This is a genomic window from Rhizobium sp. SRDI969, assembly GCF_025152725.1.
GTDB classification, from domain to species: Bacteria; Pseudomonadota; Alphaproteobacteria; order Rhizobiales; family Rhizobiaceae; genus Rhizobium; species Rhizobium leguminosarum_I.
This window is the reverse complement of the sequence record NZ_CP104035.1, coordinates 1,051,228-1,071,274: the sequence shown is the minus strand read 5'-3', so window position 1 is coordinate 1,071,274 and position 20,047 is coordinate 1,051,228. Positions and strand designations below refer to the sequence as shown.

17 protein-coding genes are annotated in these 20,047 nt (G+C 62.6%); 6 read left to right on the top strand and 11 right to left on the bottom strand.

Annotated features, from left to right (window positions below; all coding sequences use genetic code 11):
• Positions 1–52 precede the first annotated feature (52 nt).
• Positions 53–784 (top strand): sulfite exporter TauE/SafE family protein, encoded by a 732-nt coding sequence (locus tag N2A41_RS05405; protein ID WP_017963492.1) that lies wholly within the window; start codon positions 53–55, stop codon positions 782–784.
• A gap of 17 nt (positions 785–801) precedes the next feature.
• Here N2A41_RS05405 and N2A41_RS05400 read toward each other — a convergent pair whose 3' ends face one another.
• On the bottom strand, positions 802–1,146 hold the full coding sequence (locus N2A41_RS05400; RefSeq protein WP_170280373.1) for a nuclear transport factor 2 family protein: 345 nt from the start codon (positions 1,144–1,146) through the stop codon (positions 802–804).
• A gap of 428 nt (positions 1,147–1,574) precedes the next feature.
• On the opposite strand from N2A41_RS05400, the gene N2A41_RS05395 reads away from it, so the two are divergent.
• Positions 1,575–2,810 carry a multidrug efflux MFS transporter gene (locus N2A41_RS05395; RefSeq protein ID WP_222386180.1) on the top strand — a complete coding sequence of 412 codons (1,236 nt, stop codon included), beginning with the start codon at positions 1,575–1,577 and terminating at the stop codon, positions 2,808–2,810.
• Here the strand turns inward: N2A41_RS05395 and N2A41_RS05390 are convergent.
• Complete coding sequence (locus N2A41_RS05390; RefSeq protein WP_222386179.1) at positions 2,807–3,421, bottom strand: TetR/AcrR family transcriptional regulator; 615 nt, start codon at positions 3,419–3,421, stop codon at positions 2,807–2,809. The two genes, N2A41_RS05395 and N2A41_RS05390, sit on opposite strands and share 4 nt — an antisense overlap.
• A 117-nt stretch (positions 3,422–3,538) precedes the next feature.
• On the opposite strand from N2A41_RS05390, the gene gstA reads away from it, so the two are divergent.
• Positions 3,539–4,222, top strand: coding sequence for a glutathione transferase GstA (gstA, locus tag N2A41_RS05385; protein ID WP_260110460.1), 684 nt, complete (start codon positions 3,539–3,541; stop codon positions 4,220–4,222).
• 39 nt (positions 4,223–4,261) lie between these two features.
• Here gstA and nadE read toward each other — a convergent pair whose 3' ends face one another.
• From nadE to N2A41_RS05360, 5 genes are all read right to left on the bottom strand, one after another.
• On the bottom strand, positions 4,262–5,095 hold the full coding sequence (nadE, locus tag N2A41_RS05380; protein WP_017963487.1) for an ammonia-dependent NAD(+) synthetase: 834 nt from the start codon (positions 5,093–5,095) through the stop codon (positions 4,262–4,264).
• 186 nt (positions 5,096–5,281) lie between these two features.
• Positions 5,282–6,589, bottom strand: coding sequence for an IS4 family transposase (locus tag N2A41_RS05375; RefSeq protein WP_260110459.1), 1,308 nt, complete (start codon positions 6,587–6,589; stop codon positions 5,282–5,284).
• Between the two features lie 332 nt (positions 6,590–6,921).
• Positions 6,922–8,127: an adenylate/guanylate cyclase domain-containing protein gene (locus tag N2A41_RS05370; RefSeq protein ID WP_222386177.1), complete on the bottom strand. Its 1,206-nt coding sequence runs from the start codon at positions 8,125–8,127 to the stop codon at positions 6,922–6,924.
• A 30-nt stretch (positions 8,128–8,157) separates the two neighbouring features.
• Complete coding sequence (locus tag N2A41_RS05365) at positions 8,158–9,777, bottom strand: MDR family MFS transporter (RefSeq protein ID WP_260110458.1); 1,620 nt, start codon at positions 9,775–9,777, stop codon at positions 8,158–8,160.
• 97 nt (positions 9,778–9,874) lie between these two features.
• A complete protein-coding gene (locus tag N2A41_RS05360; protein WP_260110457.1) occupies positions 9,875–11,155 on the bottom strand; it encodes an HlyD family secretion protein in 1,281 nt (426 codons plus the stop codon).
• Between the two features lie 138 nt (positions 11,156–11,293).
• Between N2A41_RS05360 and N2A41_RS05355 the strand changes: the two genes are divergently transcribed.
• On the top strand, positions 11,294–12,196 hold the full coding sequence (locus N2A41_RS05355; RefSeq protein ID WP_130661227.1) for a LysR family transcriptional regulator: 903 nt from the start codon (positions 11,294–11,296) through the stop codon (positions 12,194–12,196).
• 279 nt (positions 12,197–12,475) lie between these two features.
• On the opposite strand, the gene N2A41_RS05350 is transcribed toward N2A41_RS05355, so the two are convergent.
• Positions 12,476–13,363 (bottom strand): branched-chain amino acid aminotransferase, encoded by an 888-nt coding sequence (locus tag N2A41_RS05350; RefSeq protein ID WP_017963482.1) that lies wholly within the window; start codon positions 13,361–13,363, stop codon positions 12,476–12,478.
• Between the two features lie 249 nt (positions 13,364–13,612).
• Between N2A41_RS05350 and N2A41_RS05345 the strand changes: the two genes are divergently transcribed.
• The gene (locus N2A41_RS05345) at positions 13,613–14,656 is read left to right on the top strand and encodes a zinc-dependent alcohol dehydrogenase family protein (protein ID WP_017963481.1); all 1,044 of its coding nucleotides are present in this window, start codon (positions 13,613–13,615) and stop codon (positions 14,654–14,656) included.
• A gap of 250 nt (positions 14,657–14,906) precedes the next feature.
• On the opposite strand, the gene N2A41_RS05340 is transcribed toward N2A41_RS05345, so the two are convergent.
• Entirely contained in the window at positions 14,907–15,725 is an 819-nt protein-coding gene (locus N2A41_RS05340; RefSeq protein WP_260057785.1) for a sugar phosphate isomerase/epimerase family protein, read from the bottom strand.
• 441 nt (positions 15,726–16,166) lie between these two features.
• Between N2A41_RS05340 and N2A41_RS05335 the strand changes: the two genes are divergently transcribed.
• Positions 16,167–16,634 carry a cupin domain-containing protein gene (locus N2A41_RS05335; RefSeq protein ID WP_222386175.1) on the top strand — a complete coding sequence of 156 codons (468 nt, stop codon included), beginning with the start codon at positions 16,167–16,169 and terminating at the stop codon, positions 16,632–16,634.
• Between the two features lie 54 nt (positions 16,635–16,688).
• On the opposite strand, the gene N2A41_RS05330 is transcribed toward N2A41_RS05335, so the two are convergent.
• Both N2A41_RS05330 and N2A41_RS05325 read right to left on the bottom strand, forming a co-directional pair.
• Positions 16,689–17,204 carry an AAA family ATPase gene (locus N2A41_RS05330; protein ID WP_222386174.1) on the bottom strand — a complete coding sequence of 172 codons (516 nt, stop codon included), beginning with the start codon at positions 17,202–17,204 and terminating at the stop codon, positions 16,689–16,691.
• Positions 17,205–17,335: 131 nt separating this feature from the next.
• Positions 17,336–19,717, bottom strand: coding sequence for a methyl-accepting chemotaxis protein (locus tag N2A41_RS05325; protein WP_260110456.1), 2,382 nt, complete (start codon positions 19,715–19,717; stop codon positions 17,336–17,338).
• Positions 19,718–20,047 lie beyond the last annotated feature (330 nt).

Here is a 20,047-nt window from a genome sequence, read left to right as displayed (position 1 = left end):
GCGTCTAAAGACGCGCGGCGCTGTAATGCTACCGTTTGTCTGAGGGGAATGCATGACATTGGATTTCTTCGTCTTCATCGTCGTGGGTTTCTGCGCGCAGATCGTCGACGGCGCACTCGGCATGGCCTTCGGCGTGCTGTCGACGACGAGCCTTCTCGCTTTCGGGGTGCCGGCCGCCAATGCCAGCGCCATGACGCATGTGGCGGAAATGTTCACGACCGCCGCTTCGGGCCTGTCGCATGCCTATCATCGCAACGTGGACTGGCGCCTGGTGGCGCGGCTTGCACCGGCCGGCATGATCGGCGGCGCAATCGGCGCCTATCTGCTTGCCAATATCGACGGCAAGGTGATCGAGCCCTTCGTGTCGGCCTATCTGATCGCGATCGGACTGGTGATCCTCTACAAGGCCTTTCGGCCGCCGCCGAAGCGGGATGTTCGCGACTGGATGGTGCCGCCCGTCGGCTTCTGCGGCGGCGTGCTCGATGCGATCGGCGGCGGCGGATGGGGGCCGATCGTCACTAGTTCGCTCGTCAGCCGCGGCCATGACCTGAAGCGGGTGATCGGCTCGACCAACTTCACCGAATTCGCCGTGACACTGACGATTTCCCTGACCTTCCTGCTGACGCTTGGCTGGTCGGAGCTCAATTCGGCGATCGGCCTGATCATCGGCGGCGTCATCGCTGCCCCCTTCGGCGCGATCCTCGTCAAGCGGCTGCCGGTGCGGCCGCTGATGGTGGCGGTGTCGATGATCATCATCGGCACTTCGGCGATGCGGATCCTGTGAAGATCTGCGTTTTAGGGTCACAGATTCCGGCCGAAATAGACATCCACGGATTCGATCTTGTCGCCGCGGAAGCGAAGGCTCTCGATATTGCGGAAGCTGCCGCCATCCCGTTTTTCGGCGCGGTAGCGGACAACCGCCTCGTCGCCGTGGATCGCCAGGAATTCGATGTCAAAACCGCGGAAGACCGGCTCCTTCGGCCAGCAGCGTTCGAAATAAGTCGCCCGGTCGATGTGGTCGTCACGCGGACTGGAGAAGGTGAAATCCTCGGTCAACATGGCGCCGACGATATCCTTGCGGTCGTCGAGATAGGCGGCGTAGAGATGACGGACGGTCTGTTCTCGGGATGTGCGCATGTCGCTCATGGCAATGTCCTCGGATTAACCGATTGCGTAATGCAATCGGTCTTCTTCTAGCACTTTTGCCTGAGAAGGTCCAGATTGCAGCGGCAATTTCCAAAAACAGGCCGCCGATCCCGGAAGCGCCGTCTTGAAGGACGGGCCACAGCGCGGCTATATCAGCGCGTGCCCGCCCTGGAACGACGGGCGCATCCGCCGCTAAGGCCCATGCGCTCGACATCGAAAGCTCGATCTCAGGACAGATTCACTGCGCCGATCTCCTCGCCGCGGTAAAGAACACATCGTTTCATTAGGCGCGGCGGAACTTCGCCTGCCGCATATTTCCTCAAATCGGAACCGATTTGAGGAAATATGCAGATTTCAATGTGTTACAGCGTCCTTTGCGCGCCTTAAAAGACGCGCGGCGCTGTAGAATCAATGCCGAGGCCGAGAGAATGACCGATACGCAATTGGACGCCGCTAGCGCCAGGCCGGGCTCGGTCTTCTGGAAGCGCAACCTTACCATCTCGCTGATCGGCTCCTTCACCACGATCGTGGCGATGACGCTGCTGCTTCCCTTCCTGCCGCTTTATGTCGAGGAACTCGGCGTCAGCGACCATGCTGACATCGTGCAATGGTCGGGCATCGCCTATGGCGCCACCTTCTTCGCCGCGGCTCTCGTCGCGCCGCTCTGGGGCCGGCTCGGCGATATTTACGGCCGCAAGCTGATGCTGGTGCGCGCCAGCCTCGGCATGACGCTGGCGATCTCGCTGATGGGCATGGCCGGCAACGTCTGGCAGCTGGTGGCGCTGCGCCTTTTCGTCGGGCTTGCCGGCGGTTATGCCTCCGGCTCGATGGTGCTGGTGGCGACGCAGACGCCGAAGGACCGTTCGGCCTGGGCGCTCGGCGTGCTCTCCTCCGGCATCATGGCGGGCAATCTCGTCGGGCCGCTGATCGGCGGGGCGCTGCCGCCCGTCATCGGCATCCGCGGCACGTTTCTTGCCGCCGGCGGCATGATCTTCCTTGCTTTTCTCGCCACATCCTTGCTGATCAAAGAGGAGAAGTCGCCAGCCCGCAAGCAGGCGGCTAAGGCCAGCGGCGGCTGGAAATCGATCGCCGACAAGCGGCCTGTCATCGCCATGCTGGCGACAGGCATGCTGCTGATGTTCGCCAATATGTCGATCGAGCCGATCATCACGGTCTATGTCGCGCAGCTCGTGCCCGTCGAATCCCAGGTGACGATGATATCGGGCATCGTCATGTCGGCGGCTGCCCTTGGCAGCATTCTGTCGGCCTCATGGCTCGGCAAGCTCGCCGACAGGATCGGCCATTGGCCGGTGATTGCAGGCGCGCTCGCCGTCGCCGGGCTGCTGCTGATACCGCAGGCCTTCGTCACCAGTTCCTGGCAGCTGATCATCCTGCGTTTCCTGATGGGTGTGGCGCTCGGCGGGCTGCTGCCCTGCATCGCCGCGGTCATCCGGCACAGCGTGCCGGATAGTGCGGCCGGCAGCATTCTCGGGCTTTCGATTTCCTCGCAATATGTCGGCCAGGTGGCCGGCCCCATCCTTGGCGGCTTTGTCGGCGGCCATATCGGCATGCGGGCGGTTTTCCTCGGCACCTCCGTGCTGCTTGTCGTCGGCGCGGCCTATGCCTGGATGGTACGGCCGCGGGATCCTAAGACATCCGGCTAAAGGGCTTTCCCACAGATCAGCTCGACGCCCGAGCGGGCAATCGCTTCCAGCGTCTCGCGGCTGTCGCCGGCACGGGCGCGGACGGCGAGCGAATGCATGACGGCGGAGGCAAGCCTGGCAAGCATCTGCGGATCGGCGCTTTGGGGAAGCTCGCCTCTTTCCATGCCAAGGCGCATGCGCTTTTCAATCTCGTCGTCGAAATCGTTGAGACTGCGGCCGAGCACCTCGCGGACCCGCTCATGCTGGACCGCCTCGGCCGATGCCGTGCCGATCAGCAGACAGCCGCGGGCCGCGGTTTCGCCATGCAGATAGATCGCCAGCGCACCGGCATAGACGCGGGCGATATTGTCGCGCAGCGGCAGTGACGGGTCGAGCGCCTCGGCGAGCGTATTCATGCCGTCCTGCCGATAGCCCTCCAGCGTATCGAGATAGAGATCCTCCTTGTCGCCGAAGGCGCCGTAAAGGCTCGGGCGGTTGAGGTTGGTCGCCGCACTCAGATTATCGAGCGAGGCGGCGGCAAACCCCCTGTCCCAGAAGACATCCCGTGCCTTGCCGAGCGCCGCCTTGGCATCGAAGGCCCGCGGGCGGCCGCGCTTCTTCTCGTCCTTCATATTTGTACCGTTTCGCATTAAATTCTTGACGAGGGTTATTTTATACGAAACAGTACAAATGTTCAACGCTATCGACGGAGTCGGCATCGACCGCCTCCATAAGGAGAGGAAACCGCAATGAAACTTTATATGCACGCAGCCGCCTGTTCGCTTTCGCCGCACATCATCTGCCGGGAGCTCGGGCTCGATATCGAGCTCGTTCCGGTCGACCGGCAGACCCACAGGACGAGCACCGGCGAGGATTATCTCGCGATCAACGGCAACGGATATGTGCCGGCGCTGATGCTCGACGATGGCAAAGTGCTGACCGAGGGGCCGGCGATCGTGCAGTTCCTCGCCGACAGTGTGCCCGAAGGAGCAGCCCTTTTGCCTGAGCTCGGCAATATCCGCCGCAACGAGGTGCAATCCTATCTCAACTTCATCACCGCCGAGCTGCACAAGCCGATGGTGCTGCTCTTCAATCCGATTTATTCCAGCGTTCATAGGGAGGTCCGCGCGCTGATATCGAAGCGGCTGACATGGCTGAACGGTCGTCTTGCCGAACCCTATCTCACCGGCGATGCATTCACAGTCGCGGATGCCTATCTCTTCGTCTGCCTGAACTGGTCGCCCTGGACCGATATCGATCTCAAGCAATGGCCGGCGCTGCACGGCTTCATGGCCCGTGTTGCGGCACGGCCGAAGGTGCGCGAGGCGCTGCAGGCCGAAGACCTCGAGGCCTTCGATGCCGACGGCGTCTATTTCGCGCCGCATGCCTATCTCGCTTCGTCAGGACGGACGGGCGAGCCGGTCAGGCCGTAAATCCAGGTCGCGTCCGCGCGCATCCCGCTTGGGCGACCGTCAGAGGGCGCTCACAGCCACCGGCAAAGCGCGCTTGTGGGCTGTCGCCCGATAGGCGGCGAGGATGCGGCGGCGGGCGATCTCGCCGACCGGCTTGCCTTCGAGGAAATCGTCGATCTCGTCATAGCTGACGCCATAGGCCTCCTCGTCGGGGCGCAGCGGCCGCTGGTCCTCGAGATCGGCTGTGGGCACCTTGAACACCAGTTCGTCCGGGGCGCCGAGCCGTTTTGCCAGCAGGCGGACGCGGCGCTTGTTGAGGCCGGCGAGCGGCAGGATATCGGCGGCGCCGTCGCCGAACTTGGTGAAGAAACCCATGACCGCCTCGGCCGCATGATCGGTGCCGATGACGAGGCTGCCAAGCGCCCCGGCAAGGGCGAACTGGGCAATCATCCGCTGGCGCGCCTTGATATTGCCGAGGATGAAATCCTGACGGCCAGCATCGGCAAAGGCGAGGCCGCCGTTTAGCGCAGCGGCAAGCATCGCATCCGCCGGCGCCTTGATGTTGACCACCATAGAGCGGTCGGCGCCGATCGTTTCCAGCGCCCTCACCGCATCGGCCTCATCCGCCTGGACAGCATAGGGAAGGCGCACGGCGATGAATTCGGCCGCATGGCCGCCTTCCCGCAGCTCGCGCACCGCCTTTTGAGCCAGCAGCGCCGCCGTCAGCGAATCGACGCCGCCGCTGATGCCGAGGACGTAGCCGCGCATGCCGGAGGCGACGAGATAATCCTTGAGGAAAGCGGTTCGCCGTTCGATCTCCCGCTCAGGGTCGATATCGGCGGCAACACCCAGTTCACGGATGATCTCGCCTTGTTCGTCGAACAGCACAGTCATAGGCCTCTTCCTCCCCGCTTACGGAATTTCGGTGTCACTATGGCGAAAAGATGGGGGAGGACGAAGCCGTTTTGGGCAAACCTGCCATGCATTTTATGCAAGTGGGCGTTGGGGGTTTGGGAATGAACTGCCTGACCTCACAGCAATAAAGCTGCCCCTCACCCTAGCCCTCTCCCCGTAAAACGGCTAGGGCATATACATATCTCGCAAAGCCCATCCATCGGCGACGGCTCGAAAGTATTTGAGGCAGTTGAAGAAGGTGATTGGGCCCGGCGGCTTGGCCGAGGCGTAGCCGTTCCAGCCGCCGAGCTTGGCGATGATCCAGGCGGCCCAAGCCAGCGAGGCCTTAGAGTGGGGATTGGACTGCAGCTTGGTTGTGCCCTTGAAACGGCTTTCGAGGGCGGCGAGGGTATCGATCTCGGCTGCCGTGAAGGTCAGGCTTGCCGGCTGGTGATCGCCGCCGCTGCGGGCTTGGACGAGCTGGAGGACGATTGCTGCGGCCTTGGCGGCGATGGCGACGAGCTTTTCCAGCCGTGCCGCCAGATGCAACTGGCTGTCCTCGATCTTGAAGCCTTGGTTCTTCATCACCCGAAAGAACTGCTCGATCATCCAGCGCTGCTTGTACCAGGCGACGATCTGCCAGGCATCGGCCGGGCTGCTGAGCCAATGGGTGGTCAGGAGCAGCCAGTGCAAGGGCTCGACACCGTCGGGGGCGGCCGGTTCAACGATCTCGACCCAGCTCAGCCTGACGCCATCGGGCAGGCCGGCCTCGCGCAGGTTTTGCGGCCGCCGGATCGTCGCTTCGCCGAAGCGCAGGCACACCGTCGCCTGCCGCGCCGGACGGTCGGCGCGCTCGCGCAGATCAATCGTCTGAGTATCGCAAAACGCCACCGTTTCGACCGCGCGGCGCAGTTTGGAACCGTCGATGAGCGCATGGTCATGCATGACGCGCGACAAAAGATCGAAGCGCCGATCGGGCAGGCGCGCCCACATGATGAAGAAGTCACCCTCCCGGTCGGCGATCGCCGTGACCCGGGCCGCACGCGAAAGCACCAGTTTGGCCGCCTCTGCCGTCTCCACCCAGCGCCGCGATTCCTTTTCGTTCAACGGCCGCTCGGCATGCGGCGTAAGCTCTTCGCTACCCCGCGTCCAGACCCGGCCGCCCACCAGGCCAAGGCAGCTGCCGGTGTCGGCATCGAGCGCCAGCATCGGATGCAGCAAAAGGCCAAAGCAATTGCCTTTTTTGATCTTGCCCAATTCCCGCCGGCTGTCCGGCGTCGTCGCAAACTTGATCTCGCTGGTGTCCTGCAGCGCCAGCACGTGGCGACCCTCAACCGCAGACCGGGTCTCCTGGCTCCAGCCGGCAATGATCTCTTCCACGCTCACCGCACTGTTGTTGAGAAAACGCCCGAACCGGATCTCCTGCGAATGGTTGCCCTCGGCCAACTGGCGAAGGCAAACCGTCTCGCGCAGCACAATGCGACGGAGCAGCACCGCCCCCCTTTATCGAGACGACGATCTCCAAACCGGCCCAACGAAAAATCATGCCCTACATCCATCGGCGACGCTCCCAAATCAAAACGTCGCCAAAACAATCATACGGCCCGCAGTAAAGGAATCCGACCCCCGCAAACCGAGTCAATCCGTCGCACCGACTTATGTATATGCCCTAGCGTTCTGACGGGGAGAGGGGACGTGCCTCAAGCAACGGTGGAAGGCAGTAGAGACGTCGCGGCATATCCCTTCTCCCCGCGAGCGGGGAGAAGGTGCCGGCAGGCGGAAGGGGCGGACCAGAAATCTGGATTCTGCCAGCTGGGTGGGCTCACCTACCGCACAATCGTGAACAGCTCGACCGCATCGGCAAAACCCTTCAGCCTGTGCGACCCGACCGACACCACATCCCCTGCCCGCGCTTCCTCACGGAACGGCGCCGACATCAGCAAGGCTTCTCCGAGTTCGCTGCAGGCGGTCTGGATGCGGCTGACCAGGTTGACGTCGCCGCCGATCAGGGTGAAGTCGAGGCGGCGGCCGGAGCCGACGTTGCCGTAGCTGACCTCGCCGTAGTGCAGAGCGATTCCGGCCTTCACGCCGATGCCCTCGTATTGGAAATGGTCGATCTCATCGAGGATGGCGCGGGCCGATGCCAGGGCCGCACCGCAGGAATGGGCGGCATCATAACCCGGGAAGAAGGCAAGCACGGCGTCGCCCATGAATTTCAGCACTTCGCCGCCCTCGCGGGTGATGGCCGGTACGATCCTGTCGAAATAGGCGTTCAGCAGCCCGAGCACGGTGCTGCCGGGCAGCCGGTTCGACAGCTCGGTGAAGCCGCGCAGATCGCAGAGCAGCAGCGCTGCCTCCATCGATTCGATCTCGTCGCGGCGGATGCGGCCGGCCAGGATGCGGCTTGCCGTCAGCGGGCCGATATAGGTATCGAGCAGGCTGAGCTCGACCTGGCGAAGGATGCGCAGTTCGCTGGTGTTGCGCAGCGCCGGCAAGATTCGCTCGATCACCTGACGCTCGGAGGCGGTGAAGCCGCCCGGCCGCTTCGTGCCGAAGACGGCGGCGCTGACCGGGCCGTCGACATTGCAGAGCGGCGCGATGACGAGCTGCATCAGGCCGCGATCGGCGAAGACATCGATATGCTGCCAGCGGCCATGCACGCTTTCGCCGGTATCGACGACCAGCGGCTCGCGAGTTTCCATGACCTTGCGCAGCGGCGTATTTGATATGGCGACGCGCGCGCCGTGTTCCCGATCATGGATCTCGACCGGTTCACCCGGCGCCCAGGCGATGGTGCGGCCGATGAACTCGGGATGCAGGGTCATCAGATGCAGCGTCAACCGGTCGATCGGAAGGCCAAGCGCCTGAAGCCGGCGGCCAAGGCCGGAGACGAGGCCGACTTCGTCGAGCGCGTGGCATTCGTCGCCGGAGAGCCATTCGATGATGGAGAGCAGTGCGCCGACACTGACGGCATAGCCGGCGGCCTTGGGCTGGAGCCTGTCGATATCGGGGGCATGGATCGCTGGCGTCATGGCTTTCTCCTCCTTGAGGGCCGCAAGGCGCTAGTGAGCGCCGCCGCCGGAGAGTTGACCGGGTTTCCTCAGAAGCAGGCTTGCAAGCAGGGCGACGACCAGGGCCACGCCGAGCAGGAAGAACGTGTCGCTGAAGGCCATGATATTGGCCTGCTTACGTATTTTGAGCGCGATGGCGACGACGGCCTTGTGGCTGGCAAGCGCCTGATCGCTGACGCCGTGGCTCATGAAATAGCCGGTGAGCCTGGCAATGCGATCGCGGGTGGCTTCCTCGAAGACCGAGACCGAATTGGTCAGGATATTCGAGTGGAACTGTTCGCGTTTCGACAGGAAGGTCTGCAGCGAGGCGATGCCGACGGCGCCGCCGAGATTGCGCATCATGTTGAAAAGCGCCGAAGCCGAGCCGGCATTCTCCTGCTCGATGCCTGCGGTGGCGATCGCCGAGAGGGGCGTGAAGACGAGCGCCTGGCCGATAGCTCGGACAATGTTCGGCCAGAACAGCTGGTCGCTCGCATAATCGCCGGTCATGTGCACGTTCATGAAGTTCGAGGCGGCGAAAAGTGCAAAGCCGATGATGATCAGCAGGCGCACATCGAAACGCTTCATCAGCCGTGGCACCAGCGGAATCAGCAGCAGCTGCGGAATACCGGTCCAGGCGAGAACCATGCCGATCTGCTCGGAATTATAGCCCTGGATGCGGGTCAGATAGATCGGCAGCACGAAGACCGAGCCGTAAAGCGCAATGCCGAGCAGGAAATTGGCGACGATGCCGAAGCCGAAGTTGCGGCGCACCAACAGGCGGAGGTTCAAGAGCGGATGGGCGGCATGCAGTTCGATGATCAGGAACAGCGTCAGCGAGACGGCAGCAATGACCGAAAGGCGGACGATGAAATCGGAGCCCAACCAGTCTTCCTTGTTGCCTTCTTCCAACACCGTCTGCAGGGCCGCCAGGCCGATCGCCATGGTGACGATGCCCGGCCAGTCGCCCTTGGCGAGCAGCTTCAGGTTCATCGGCCCGCGATCGAGCGAAGCCCAGAGCATGCCGACCATCAGCGCGCCGGGCACCAAGTTGACATAGAAGATATATTCCCAGCCCAAATTCTCGGTGAGGTAACCGCCGATCGTCGGGCCGATGGCCGGTGCGAAGGTGGCCGACAGGGCAAAGAGGGCAAGGCCGATCGGCTGCTTGGCCTTGGGCAGCAGCGTGATGATGATGGTAAAGGCCATCGGGATCAGCACGCCGCCGGAAAAGCCCTGAATGGCGCGCAGGATGATCATCTGCTGCAGATTGGCCGCGAAGGCGCAGGCAACGGAAAAGATCAGGAAGAGGATGGCGTTAGCAAGCAGATAATTGCGGACCGAGAAGACGCGCGCCAGCCAAGCGCTCAAGGGAATGACGACGATTTCGGCGATCAGATAGGAGGTGGAAATCCAACCACCGTCATCCGTGCCGGCGCCGATCGCTCCCTGGATATCGGCCAGCGAAGCATTGACGATCTGAATGTTGAGGACCGCCATGAAGGCGCCGAGCGTCGAGCCGACAACGGCTGCCCACATGCGCAGCGGGCTCAGCGCGGCAGGTGTCGCGGGCGCTGCGGCGGCGGGGCGCGCCAGCGCATTGCCGTTTGCGGCGATCTGAAGAGCGGCCATGACCTATCTCCTTCCGGCTCTTGCGGAAACTTTCTCATGACGGGGTTCGGGTGATCATTCGGGAATGATCGGGATAATTGGGCGAACAAGGGTAGGATCATCCAGCGTGGCTGGGTAATCCGGCTGTTCCAGGGGCTTGGGCAGGCTTGGTCTCGGCAGCTTCGGTCTGGGCAGCCTTGGTGTCGATTTCGGGCTCGACCGACATGCCCGAGCGCAACAGGCCGCTCAGAGCCTCATCATCAATGACGATCTTGACCGGGATGCGTTGGACGATCTTGGTGAAGTTGCCGGTGGCATTGTCCGGCGGCAGCAGCGAGAATTCCAGCCCGCTTGCCGGCGAAACGCTGTCGACATGACCCCTGATCGAGATATCGGGAAAGCTGTCGACCTTGATCTCGACCGACTGGCCGGGGCTGATATAGGTCAGCTGCGTCTCCTTGAAATTGGCGACGATATAGACCGCGTGCAGCGGCACGACCGCCATCAGCTGCGTGCCCGAGGTGACATATTGGCCGACTCGGATCGAGCGGGCGCCGACCGTGCCGTCGACGGCGGCGACGATGTCGGTATAGGAGAGGTTGAGTTCTGCCTGATGGGCGGCCGCCACCGCACGGTCACGCTGGGCAACCGTCTGTTCGCGCTCAGTCTGAAGCACCGGCACCCTATTCTGAGCCGTGACGAGGGCCGCCCGGTCGCGCTCGAGGGCGGCAGCGGCCTGGTCTCGGGCTGACTGGGTCTGCTCGGCGCGAGACTGGGTGCCGGCGCCGTTGGTGATCAGGCGGGCCGAGCGGGCGGCATCGGACACGGCGAAATCCAGCGAGGCCTGCGAGGCATCGATCGTCGCCTTGGCCTGCTCGATCACCGACTGCTGCAGGGCGATCTGGGCGTCGATATTGGTGATGGCGGCTTCGGCTGCCTTCACATCGGCCTTCGCCTGCGACAGTGCGGCCTGGAAGTCGCGATCATCGATGCGAGCGAGAACCTGGCCGGCCTTGACAGCGTCATTGTCGTTGACCAGCACTTGGCTGACATAGCCGGCGATCTTCGGGGCGGCGGTGGTGTAATCGGCCTTCACATAGGCATCGTTGGTGGATTCGATGAAGCGGCCGACCGTCCAGTAGCGGTAGCCGAAATCGCCTGCGAAAGCGACGCCGACAAGCAGGGCGGCGGCAAGGACGGCGCGCTTGACGATGCGGCGGCCGGTCTTTTTGGGAGTTTCCGCAACCGGTGCTTCGGTGGCCGGTGGTGCAGCAGCCGGCGCTTCGGAGACAGGCATGGGAGCCGCCTCGGCGGAAGGCGCCCTGGCGGCTTCCTCGGCCAGCATCTGCTCGGCTTGCCTCGCACTTTCGAAAACTTGCCTGTGGGGTAACTCGACCATCCTAACTCTCCTTCAGCGTTGGCCTCCTCTGTGAGAGGCCCCGTTCGATGCGAAGGAAAATGCACCCTGACATTCATTTTGATAATCTGCTTAAATCGGGAAGGATCATCAACTCTCAGCGGATAATCCGAGGGCAATATGGATCGGCTGACAAGCCTCACAGTCTTTGGCCGCGTGGTCGAATGCGGCGGTTTTTCCGCCGCCGCGCGCCGGCTCAACATGTCCGTCACGATGGTCGGCAACCACGTGCAATCGCTGGAGGACCGGCTCGGTGTGCGGCTGCTTAACCGCACGACGCGCAAGGTCAGCCTCACGGAAACCGGCAAATATTATTATGAGCGTTCGTCACAGATCCTGGCCGAACTCGATGAGGCGGACCGGACGGCGGGCGCGCTGAGCACGACGCCGCGCGGCACGCTGAAGGTCTACACCAGTAGCGCCATCGTGCGTTTCCTGCTGCCTGTCGTCAGCGAATTTATGGAGCTCTATCCGTCGATCGCACTCGATTTCAGCGTCGGCGAGCGGATGGTCGACATGATCGAGGATGGATACGACCTGGTGATGCGCACGGTACCACCGCCGGATTCATCGCTCGTCGCCCGCAAGCTGACGCCCTGGCGCCATATGCTCGTCTGCTCGCCGGCCTATTTCGAGAGCCATCCGATGCCGAAGACGCCGGCCGAAGTCGCCGATCACAATTGCCTGCAATATGCCTATTACCCCTATGGCGACGAATGGCGCTTCGAGGATGGCGAGGGCAACAAGGAGAGCGTCAAGATCAGCGGCAATGTCGTCTCAAACAGCGCCGAGATGCTGCGTTTCCTGACGCTGACCGGGCGCGGCATCTTCCTGGCGCCGAGTTTCGTGGTGTTCGACGACATCGCCGAGGGGCGGCTGGTGAAGATCATGCCGGACTACCGGCCGGTGGAATTCAATATCAACGCGGTTTATCCCAACCGCAGCCATCTGCCGACGAAGGTGCGGCTGTTCATCGACCTCTTGGCGGAGAGATTTGCGGAGCATCGGAAGTGGATGACGTGAAGGGTGCGTGTGGGTAGGCCTGCTCTTGGCGTCGGGCTCGGTGTAAGGTGGCACCCCCTCTGCCCGGCAGGGCAGAGGGGGTGGATGCGGATCTCAGTTCTGCGAGAGGCGGCCGCCCCGGCCCTGCGCTTGCGCTTCGGGCGTTCGTCGCTGCAATCGATTCACTGGATCGATTGCTTCGGCTTCGCCGAACCGCCCCTGCCCTGCGCTTGCGCTCCGGGCGTTCGTCGTTGCAATCGATTCACTGGATCGATTGCTCCCGCTTTGCGGGACCTCTCCTCACTCTTCACTCTCGCTGCGGCCGAAGGCCCAGTCCATGTAGAGTTCCAGCGCCTTGCGGGTGACTGGACCTTCCTGGAGGTCGCGGTCGTCGAGGCGGATGACGCCGACGACTTTGGAATAGTTGCCGGTGGTGAAGATCTCGTCGGCTTGCATGAAATCTTCAACGGAGAGCGTTGCTTCATGCACGTCGAAGCCGGCCTTGCGCAGCAGGCCGATGACGCGGGAACGCGTAATGCCGGCGAGGAAAGTGCGATTGGCGGCGGGTGTCATCACCACGCCGTCCTTGACCATGAAGACGTTCGACGAGGCGGTCTCGACGACGTTGCCGTTGAGGTCGCGCACCAGCGCGTTGTCGAAACCGCGGCTGCGCGCCTCGGCGATCATGCGGCCGCTGTTGGGATAGAGCGAGCCGGTCTTCGCCTCGGTCATCGCCGTTTCCGGCGACGGGCGGCGATAGGGCGAGACGGTGAGGCTGGTGCCGCCATGGCCGCCCATCGGCGCCTCGAACAGGCAGAGCGCGAAGCGGGTCGATTCCCCATCGACCGAGACGACGCTGCCCGGAGAACCGTGTTCGCCCCAATACATCGGCTTGATGTAGATCGGCGTGTCGCCATCGAATTTCGCAACACCTTCCCAGGCAAGTGCCACGATCTCCTCGGCTGATTTCACCGGCTTCAAGCCCATGGCGAGCGCCGAGCGGTTGATACGCTGGCAGTGCAGGTCGAGATCCGGCGCGATGCCGTCGAACCAGCGGGCGCCGTCGAAGACCGTGGAGCCGAGCCACATGGCATGCGAGGTCGGCCCGATCAGCGGCGGATTGCCGGGCAGCCACTCCCCGTCGACATGAGTCCAAGTGGTTGAACGGGGTGATGTATCGACGGCCATGATGGTTTCCTCCTGAAGGCGGAGAAGGAAAAACCGCCGCGGCAAGGCGGGTCAAGGACAAATCGGGACAAGAAACGCGGAAGCAAGAAAATGCCGGAAGCGGGTGCGATGCCGCAATATTCGTGCGCTATCACACGGGCTTCATCGATGGGTCCATCAGCAAAAATGATGGAATGGAATGTTGGAATGGCCGCTCGCCGCATGCCATGATGGGTGCAATCTCGGAATAAGCAGCAAGGGAAGACGCCGATGAAAGCCATGTTTTATGAAGCCTTCGAACAGGCGCCGGAGATCCGTACCGTTGCCGATCCGACGCCGGCCGAGGACGGTGTGGTCATAGCGGTCGGCGCCAGCGGGCTCTGCCGCAGCGACTGGCACGGCTGGATGGGCCACGACCCCGATATCCGGCTGCCGCATGTGCCGGGACACGAGCTTGCCGGGCGGATCGTCGCCACCGGCCGCGGCGTGATGCGCTTCAAGGTCGGCGACCGGGTGACCGTGCCCTTCGTTTCCGGCTGCGGCCATTGCAGCGAATGCCATTCCGGTAACCAGCAGGTCTGCCCGAACCAGTTCCAGCCGGGCTTTACCCATTGGGGGTCGTTTGCCGAATATGTGGCGATCGATTATGCCGACACCAATCTGGTGCACCTGCCCGATACGATCGACGATGCGACGGCGGCAAGCCTCGGCTGCCGCTTCGCCACCTCGTTTCGCGCCGTCGCCGACCAGGCGCGCACCGGGCGCGGCGAATGGATCGCCGTGCATGGCTGCGGCGGTGTCGGCCTGTCGGCAATCATGATCGCCACAGCGCTCGGGGCGAATGCGATCGGCATCGATATATCCAAGGAGAAGCTCGCCTTTGCGCGGGAGTGCGGGGCGGTGGCGACGGTCAATGCGTCAGGCGTCGCCGACGTGGCGGAGGCAGTCCGCGAGATCACCAAGGGCGGCGCGCATGTCTCGATCGACGCGCTCGGCCATCCCGTCACCTGCTTCAACTCGATCAAGAACCTGCGCCGGCGCGGGCGGCATGTGCAGGTGGGGCTGATGCTCGGCGAGCACGCTACGCCGCAGATTCCAATGGCGCAGGTGATCGGCCACGAACTGGAAATCTACGGCAGCCACGGCATGCAGGCCTGGCGTTACGACGCCATGTTGTCGATGCTTTCGGCCGGAAAGATCGCACCGCAGAAGCTGATCGGACGCCGCGTCAGCCTCGAGGAAGCCGTGCCGGCGCTGATGGCGCTCGACAAGGCTGAGGCGACGGGGATCAGCGTGATTACGCGGTTTTCGTGAGCGAGTTCCGCCCTGCCCGCTCGTGGCGAGTAGGGGAGGAGCAAAGCGCCGCCACTGTCCTCTTCTCCCCAGCGGGGAGAAGTGCCGGAGCGTTAGCGAGGCGATGAGGGGGTGAGCGGCAAAGCCGCGAATGCGCTGAGCGCAAGCGAAGGGCAATAGTAAATGTTCTGCCGTGCGGCCCCCTCATCCGCCCTACGGGCACCTTCTCCCCGAGGGGAGAAGAGGGAGCCAGGCCGCTTTGCAACAGACCTTATTCAGCCAGACCGATCGAGGCGAGATAGGCAGCAGAAGCCGGGATCTTCGACTTGTCCTTGATCTCGATGATGAGGCGCGGGTTGCTTTCGAGCTTGGCAAGGGCCGCGAAAACGGCATGCCAGCGGATCGTGCCTTCGCCGAGGCTCCAGTGGCGGTCGGCATAGCCGTCGGCATCCTGCAGGTGGACATGCTGGAGGCGATTGCCGGCGGCCTTGACGTAATAATCGACCGGCGGCGCACCGGTATAGCCATGGGCATAATGGGCGTGGCCGGTATCGATCGAGACGGCGACGGCAGGCGATTGGAAGCTCTCGGCAAGCGCCACGCGACTATGCGGATCCTTGTCCTCGATGTTCTCGATGACCATGGTGCAGCCGATATCCTCGGCGCGCCTGACGGCGTCGCGCAGGGTCACGTGCGTGCGCTCGGCCAACGCTTCACGGGCGCCGGCATTGTCGTCGAGATTGTTGTAGGACCAGGACGTATAGGGGCTGTGGATGACCATATGAGTCGCGCCGATGGCGGCGCAGACATCGAGGCCCTGCAGCAGGCGTTTTGTGACGATGGCGCGGATATCGGGATCTTCCGAGGCGATGGTGAAGCCCCAGAAGGGGCCGTGAATGCCGAGGCGGCCGCCATGACCGTCGAGAAGCCGCCTGGCGCGGGCGGCAAGCGGCGCCCAATCGCCGTTCAGAACCTCGGCATCGATGAAGCTCTGCAATTCGAGATCGCGGGACTTTTCGAAGAGCCACTCACGGTGAAGTTCGACTTCATCGAGCGTCATGGCGGCGCCGACGACGGGAAGAGAGGACATGGATGCGCTCCATCAATGTGAATGATCAATGTAAATGCCGGGACGGCGTGGAAGGACGGCCGCAGGGAAGGCCAAGAACAGCCGCCGCGTTCTATGCACCCCTTCTGTGTCGGCGGTATTACAGGCGCAGAACCTTTCGAACCCCTCCGGCCTCAGTCATTTCCGCATAGCTGATGTGGCATTGGCGGACTTGCGGAAACGCCCCGAAGTACCGATATCGGCCCCGACAGTCTCGTGACGCAGTGGCGCGCGAGCGGCGTTGAACCCTGGCAATGGAGCCGTTTGTTCAGCGCTTCGGCTGATATAGCGCGCTTCTATGAAAGCGCTCGGCGATGTTACCCCCAACGACAGGGCGGGTTGTCAAAGGCGTTGCAAAGGTCTAACGGCTGCGCCCGCAAGAAAAAGCCCGTAAGAAAAAGCCCGTAAGAAAAAGAAAGAGACATGATGTCCAACTCATTTGTGAAAATGCCAGCAAGCGACGAGGCCAAGCGGTTTTTCGTCCTCGGCGACCGGGTCGAGCGGCGGCTTAGGATCAGCGGAACCTGGCTCAATATATTCGATGTCACCGTGCCATCAGGCAGCCGAACGCCGAAACATGCGCATGCGAGCCCCGAAGTGTTCCGCATCATCGAGGGAAACCTAACGATCTGGCGCCTGAGCGACAGCGGCCCCGAAGAGATCGAGGCCAGCGCCGGCGACATCGTCACCATCCCGCCCTTCATGGTGCACGGCTATTCCAACCGCGGAACCGTACCCGTGGTCTTTTCCGCGGTCGTCGATCGAGATATGGCCGAGTTCATCGAAGCGGAAGGCGCGACCGAGCCCCCGAAGGCCAGCCCTTCGGCGGAAACCATTGCCCGCATGACGGCGGCGGCCAATGCATACGGGATTACTATTCTCGCGGCGTGACGGCGTGAGCGCATGATGCCGTTTTTCGGACGGCATCATGCGTTCCTTCGTCGGTTATGCTAGGCTTTTGGCAGGAGCCGATTTCAATCGGCTCACCAGTTCGTCCAAAACGGCGTCGACCGTTTTCGAAGCTGTATCGATGACGATTGCATCGTGCCATTCGTCATAGGCTCTTTCGGAAATCTCCTGCCATGTCGGCTTCACCAGACCTTCGACGTCGGTGAGGCGCGTTTCAGCACGCTTGCGGTGCTCGGCTTTGTCCGAGCAAACGATCTCGACCTCCGCCGCTGCCACCCCGGCAGCCTGCGCGACCGAACGCCATGCTGACCTGGTTATCCAGAGCGGATTGACGGAGTCGGCGATAACGGTCCTGCCGAGGGTCAGATTGTCTCCGGCAATACCATAAGCCGCGATATAGCCGGCAGGCCCGGCATCATCGGCTATTCCGGAGGCACGGATTGCCTGCTCGATGGTATCGACGCGCACATGGACCGCATTCAACCGCTCGGCCAAAGCGCGGGCAATCGTCGTCTTTCCACTGCCAGGCAGACCGCCAAAGATAATGAGCATCGTGACCTCGGCGTTGATTGGAGAAGCTTCCCGAGAACGTCAAAGCAGCTCACGGTCGTGCAATACTTCACCATTAAGCCCCGGTTCGCAATTCCTTCGTCAGCATTGGGTTTTCACCACCAGCCTCAAGACTAAAACTCTTCCCAGTTGCCCTCGGTCGAAGCCGGTGCGGCCGACGTGCCGAAGGCGGCTGCGAGCTTGCCGCCGAGTGCGCGGGCCGGTGACGGAGCGGGCCTGGCGTGGTCGGTGGCCGAGGCGGGAACCGATCTGCGCGCCGCAGGCGTCGCCGCGACCGGGCGCGCCAACGGCCTGGCAGTCGTCCGCGCGGCAGGAGCCGCGTTGGCCGCCTGGCCGAGATTGAACTGTGCCAGACGCTCCGAGAGGGCAGACACCTCCGTCACCAGCGTGTGCGAGGCGGCATTCGATTCCTCGACCATTGCGGCATTCTTCTGGGTCGACTGGTCCATCTGGTTGACCGCCGTGTTGATCTCCAGAAGACCCGTCGACTGTTCACGGGCGGCCTGGACGACCGCCTGGACATTGCTGTTGATCTGCTGGACCTCGGCAACGATCGCCTGCAGCGCCTTGCCAGTCTGGCCGACGAGATCGACGCCACGCTTGACCTGGGCGCCGGACGAGGTGATCAGCGCCTTGATCTCCTTGGCGGCGGTCGCCGAGCGCTGCGCGAGCTCACGCACTTCCTGTGCGACGACGGCAAAACCCTTGCCGGCCTCCCCCGCGCGCGCTGCCTCGACGCCTGCATTGAGGGCCAGCAGGTTGGTCTGGAAGGCAATATCGTCGATCACGCCGATGATGTTGGAGATCGACTGCGAGGATTGCTCGATGCCGGTCATGGCATCGACGGCATTGCGCACCACCTCTCCGGACTTTTCCGCACCATCCTTGGTGCGGCTGACGAGCGTTCCCGCCTCCTCGGCGCGAAGGGTGGAGTCCTTGACCGAGGTGGTGATCTGCTCGAGCGCGGCGGCAGTCTCCTCGACGGAAGCGGCCTGCTGTTCGGTGCGGCGGGCGAGATCGTCGGCGCCCGAGCGGATTTCTTCCGAACCGGCCTGGATGACGGCAGCGTTTTCGGAGAAGGAAATCAGCGCCGCCTGGAGCTTTTCGACAGACGCGTTGAAATCGACGCGTATTTCGTCAAGGGAGTCGGCGAATGGCTTTTCCAGCCGGATGGTCATGTCTCCATTGGAAAGGCTGGCCAGTCCGTTGCCGAGTTCGCTCACCGCGAACTTGATCGAATCCTCGCGGGCGGCGTGGAGGACGGAACGTTGCTGTCGTTCAATCTCTTCGCGGGACCGGAAGGTTTCTGCATCGGCTTCGAGCTTGATCTTCTGGCGATTGTTTTCGAGCAGGATGGCGAGGGAACGCGAGAGGTCGCCGATTTCGTCTTTGGCATTCTTGTCGTTCAATTGCACGTCGAGCTGGCCATGGGCGATACGATCGGTCTCGGCGATCACGCCCTCTATGCGGCGGATGAATTTGCGGGCAATGAGCCAGCCTGCGAGACCGAGCAGGAGGGCAGCGATGGCGGTGATCGCAACGGCGCTCCAGGCCATGTTGTTCAGTTGGGCAAAGACGGTGGATTTAGGCACCGAAACGACGGCATACCAGTTGAGGTCAGCCGTGAGCTTTACCGGATAGGCGACCGAGAAATAGGTCTGGCCGTCCGGGCCTGCGATCTCCTGCTCTATTCCGGGCTTGGCGATCAACTGATCCCAGCCGGCGGTCAAATCACCGCCGTCCTTGATATTCTTGCCTGCGAGTTCGGTGGAGGGATGGCTGATGATGCTGCCGGCGCCCGTCACCAGGCTGAGATAGCCGGTCTCCATCGGATGGACTGCCGAGATCGCCTTGTTGGCGTCGTCGAGCGAAATGTCCATGCCGGCGACGCCGAGCGCCTTGCCGGCGACGATGATCGGCTTGGCGACCGAGGTCATCAGCACGTCCTTGCCGTCGACCGCGTAGACATAGGGCTCGATGACGACGGTCTTCTTCTGAGTAAAGGGAAGCTGGTAGTAGTCGCCGGCGCCCGACACGCCATAATCGACCAGCGGCGTGTGCTGGATCTTGTCGCCACTCCTGACCCAGTAGGGCAGGTAGCGGCCGGTCGTGTCGTGGCCTTCCTTGCCGACGAAATCCTTGTCCTTGCCGTCGAAAGCATTCGGTTCCCAACCGGTCCAAACACCAAGCGCCATCGGATTATCCTGCAGCATGTTTTTCAGCAGGTCGTCGGCAGCCGCACGATTGGCGTTTCCGCCGTCCTTCATCGTCGACAGCGACGTTTCCAACGCATTGACGATGCCGAGCGCCACGCTCATGGATTTCTCGATGTTCAGCGCGTTGGCGGCAGCGATCTGGAGCATCCCGTCGAGGCTCGATTTGCGCATATCGTTATAGGCGATGTAAAAAAGAACGCCCGATGCCGCGATCGTGGCGATGACACCGCAGGCCGCCACGGAAAAAATGTTGCGTCCGGTCGCCGATTTGAACTGCATGCGCTTGACCTCCTCGAGCGGGCAGGTCATCGATCGCGCACCGATCTATTCCGTCCCGGCTTCCCCCTGACCGAGAACTGATTTCGGGACGTGCCAGCACGTCGCGCAAATCGTTCGCAATTTAAAGAAAATACGAAGAGGCTGTTAATTTACGGTGTATTGCTCCGGCTTTACTTATGACCGGGCAGCCTGCTGCGCCTCTTTTAAGACGCGCAAACGCGGTGATGCTGCCGTTGTCGAAACTGTCACATCAAGACGCTACAAGGATTTTCGCCCGGCACCTCTTGCGTCGGCACTGTTTCACCGTCAAAATTGTGCCATGCCTGACAG

Coding starts and splice junctions, on each gene's coding strand:
- N2A41_RS05405 (WP_017963492.1), top strand. CDS start 53: ATGACATTGGATTTCTTCGTCTTCATCGTCGTGGGTTTCTGCGCGCAG.
- N2A41_RS05400 (WP_170280373.1), bottom strand. CDS start 1,146: ATGAGCGACATGCGCACATCCCGAGAACAGACCGTCCGTCATCTCTAC.
- N2A41_RS05395 (WP_222386180.1), top strand. CDS start 1,575: ATGACCGATACGCAATTGGACGCCGCTAGCGCCAGGCCGGGCTCGGTC.
- N2A41_RS05390 (WP_222386179.1), bottom strand. CDS start 3,421: ATGAAGGACGAGAAGAAGCGCGGCCGCCCGCGGGCCTTCGATGCCAAG.
- gstA (WP_260110460.1), top strand. CDS start 3,539: ATGAAACTTTATATGCACGCAGCCGCCTGTTCGCTTTCGCCGCACATC.
- nadE (WP_017963487.1), bottom strand. CDS start 5,095: ATGACTGTGCTGTTCGACGAACAAGGCGAGATCATCCGTGAACTGGGT.
- N2A41_RS05370 (WP_222386177.1), bottom strand. CDS start 8,127: ATGACGCCAGCGATCCATGCCCCCGATATCGACAGGCTCCAGCCCAAG.
- N2A41_RS05365 (WP_260110458.1), bottom strand. CDS start 9,777: ATGGCCGCTCTTCAGATCGCCGCAAACGGCAATGCGCTGGCGCGCCCC.
- N2A41_RS05360 (WP_260110457.1), bottom strand. CDS start 11,155: ATGGTCGAGTTACCCCACAGGCAAGTTTTCGAAAGTGCGAGGCAAGCC.
- N2A41_RS05355 (WP_130661227.1), top strand. CDS start 11,294: ATGGATCGGCTGACAAGCCTCACAGTCTTTGGCCGCGTGGTCGAATGC.
- N2A41_RS05350 (WP_017963482.1), bottom strand. CDS start 13,363: ATGGCCGTCGATACATCACCCCGTTCAACCACTTGGACTCATGTCGAC.
- N2A41_RS05345 (WP_017963481.1), top strand. CDS start 13,613: ATGAAAGCCATGTTTTATGAAGCCTTCGAACAGGCGCCGGAGATCCGT.
- N2A41_RS05340 (WP_260057785.1), bottom strand. CDS start 15,725: ATGTCCTCTCTTCCCGTCGTCGGCGCCGCCATGACGCTCGATGAAGTC.
- N2A41_RS05335 (WP_222386175.1), top strand. CDS start 16,167: ATGATGTCCAACTCATTTGTGAAAATGCCAGCAAGCGACGAGGCCAAG.
- N2A41_RS05330 (WP_222386174.1), bottom strand. CDS start 17,204: ATGCTCATTATCTTTGGCGGTCTGCCTGGCAGTGGAAAGACGACGATT.
- N2A41_RS05325 (WP_260110456.1), bottom strand. CDS start 19,717: ATGCAGTTCAAATCGGCGACCGGACGCAACATTTTTTCCGTGGCGGCC.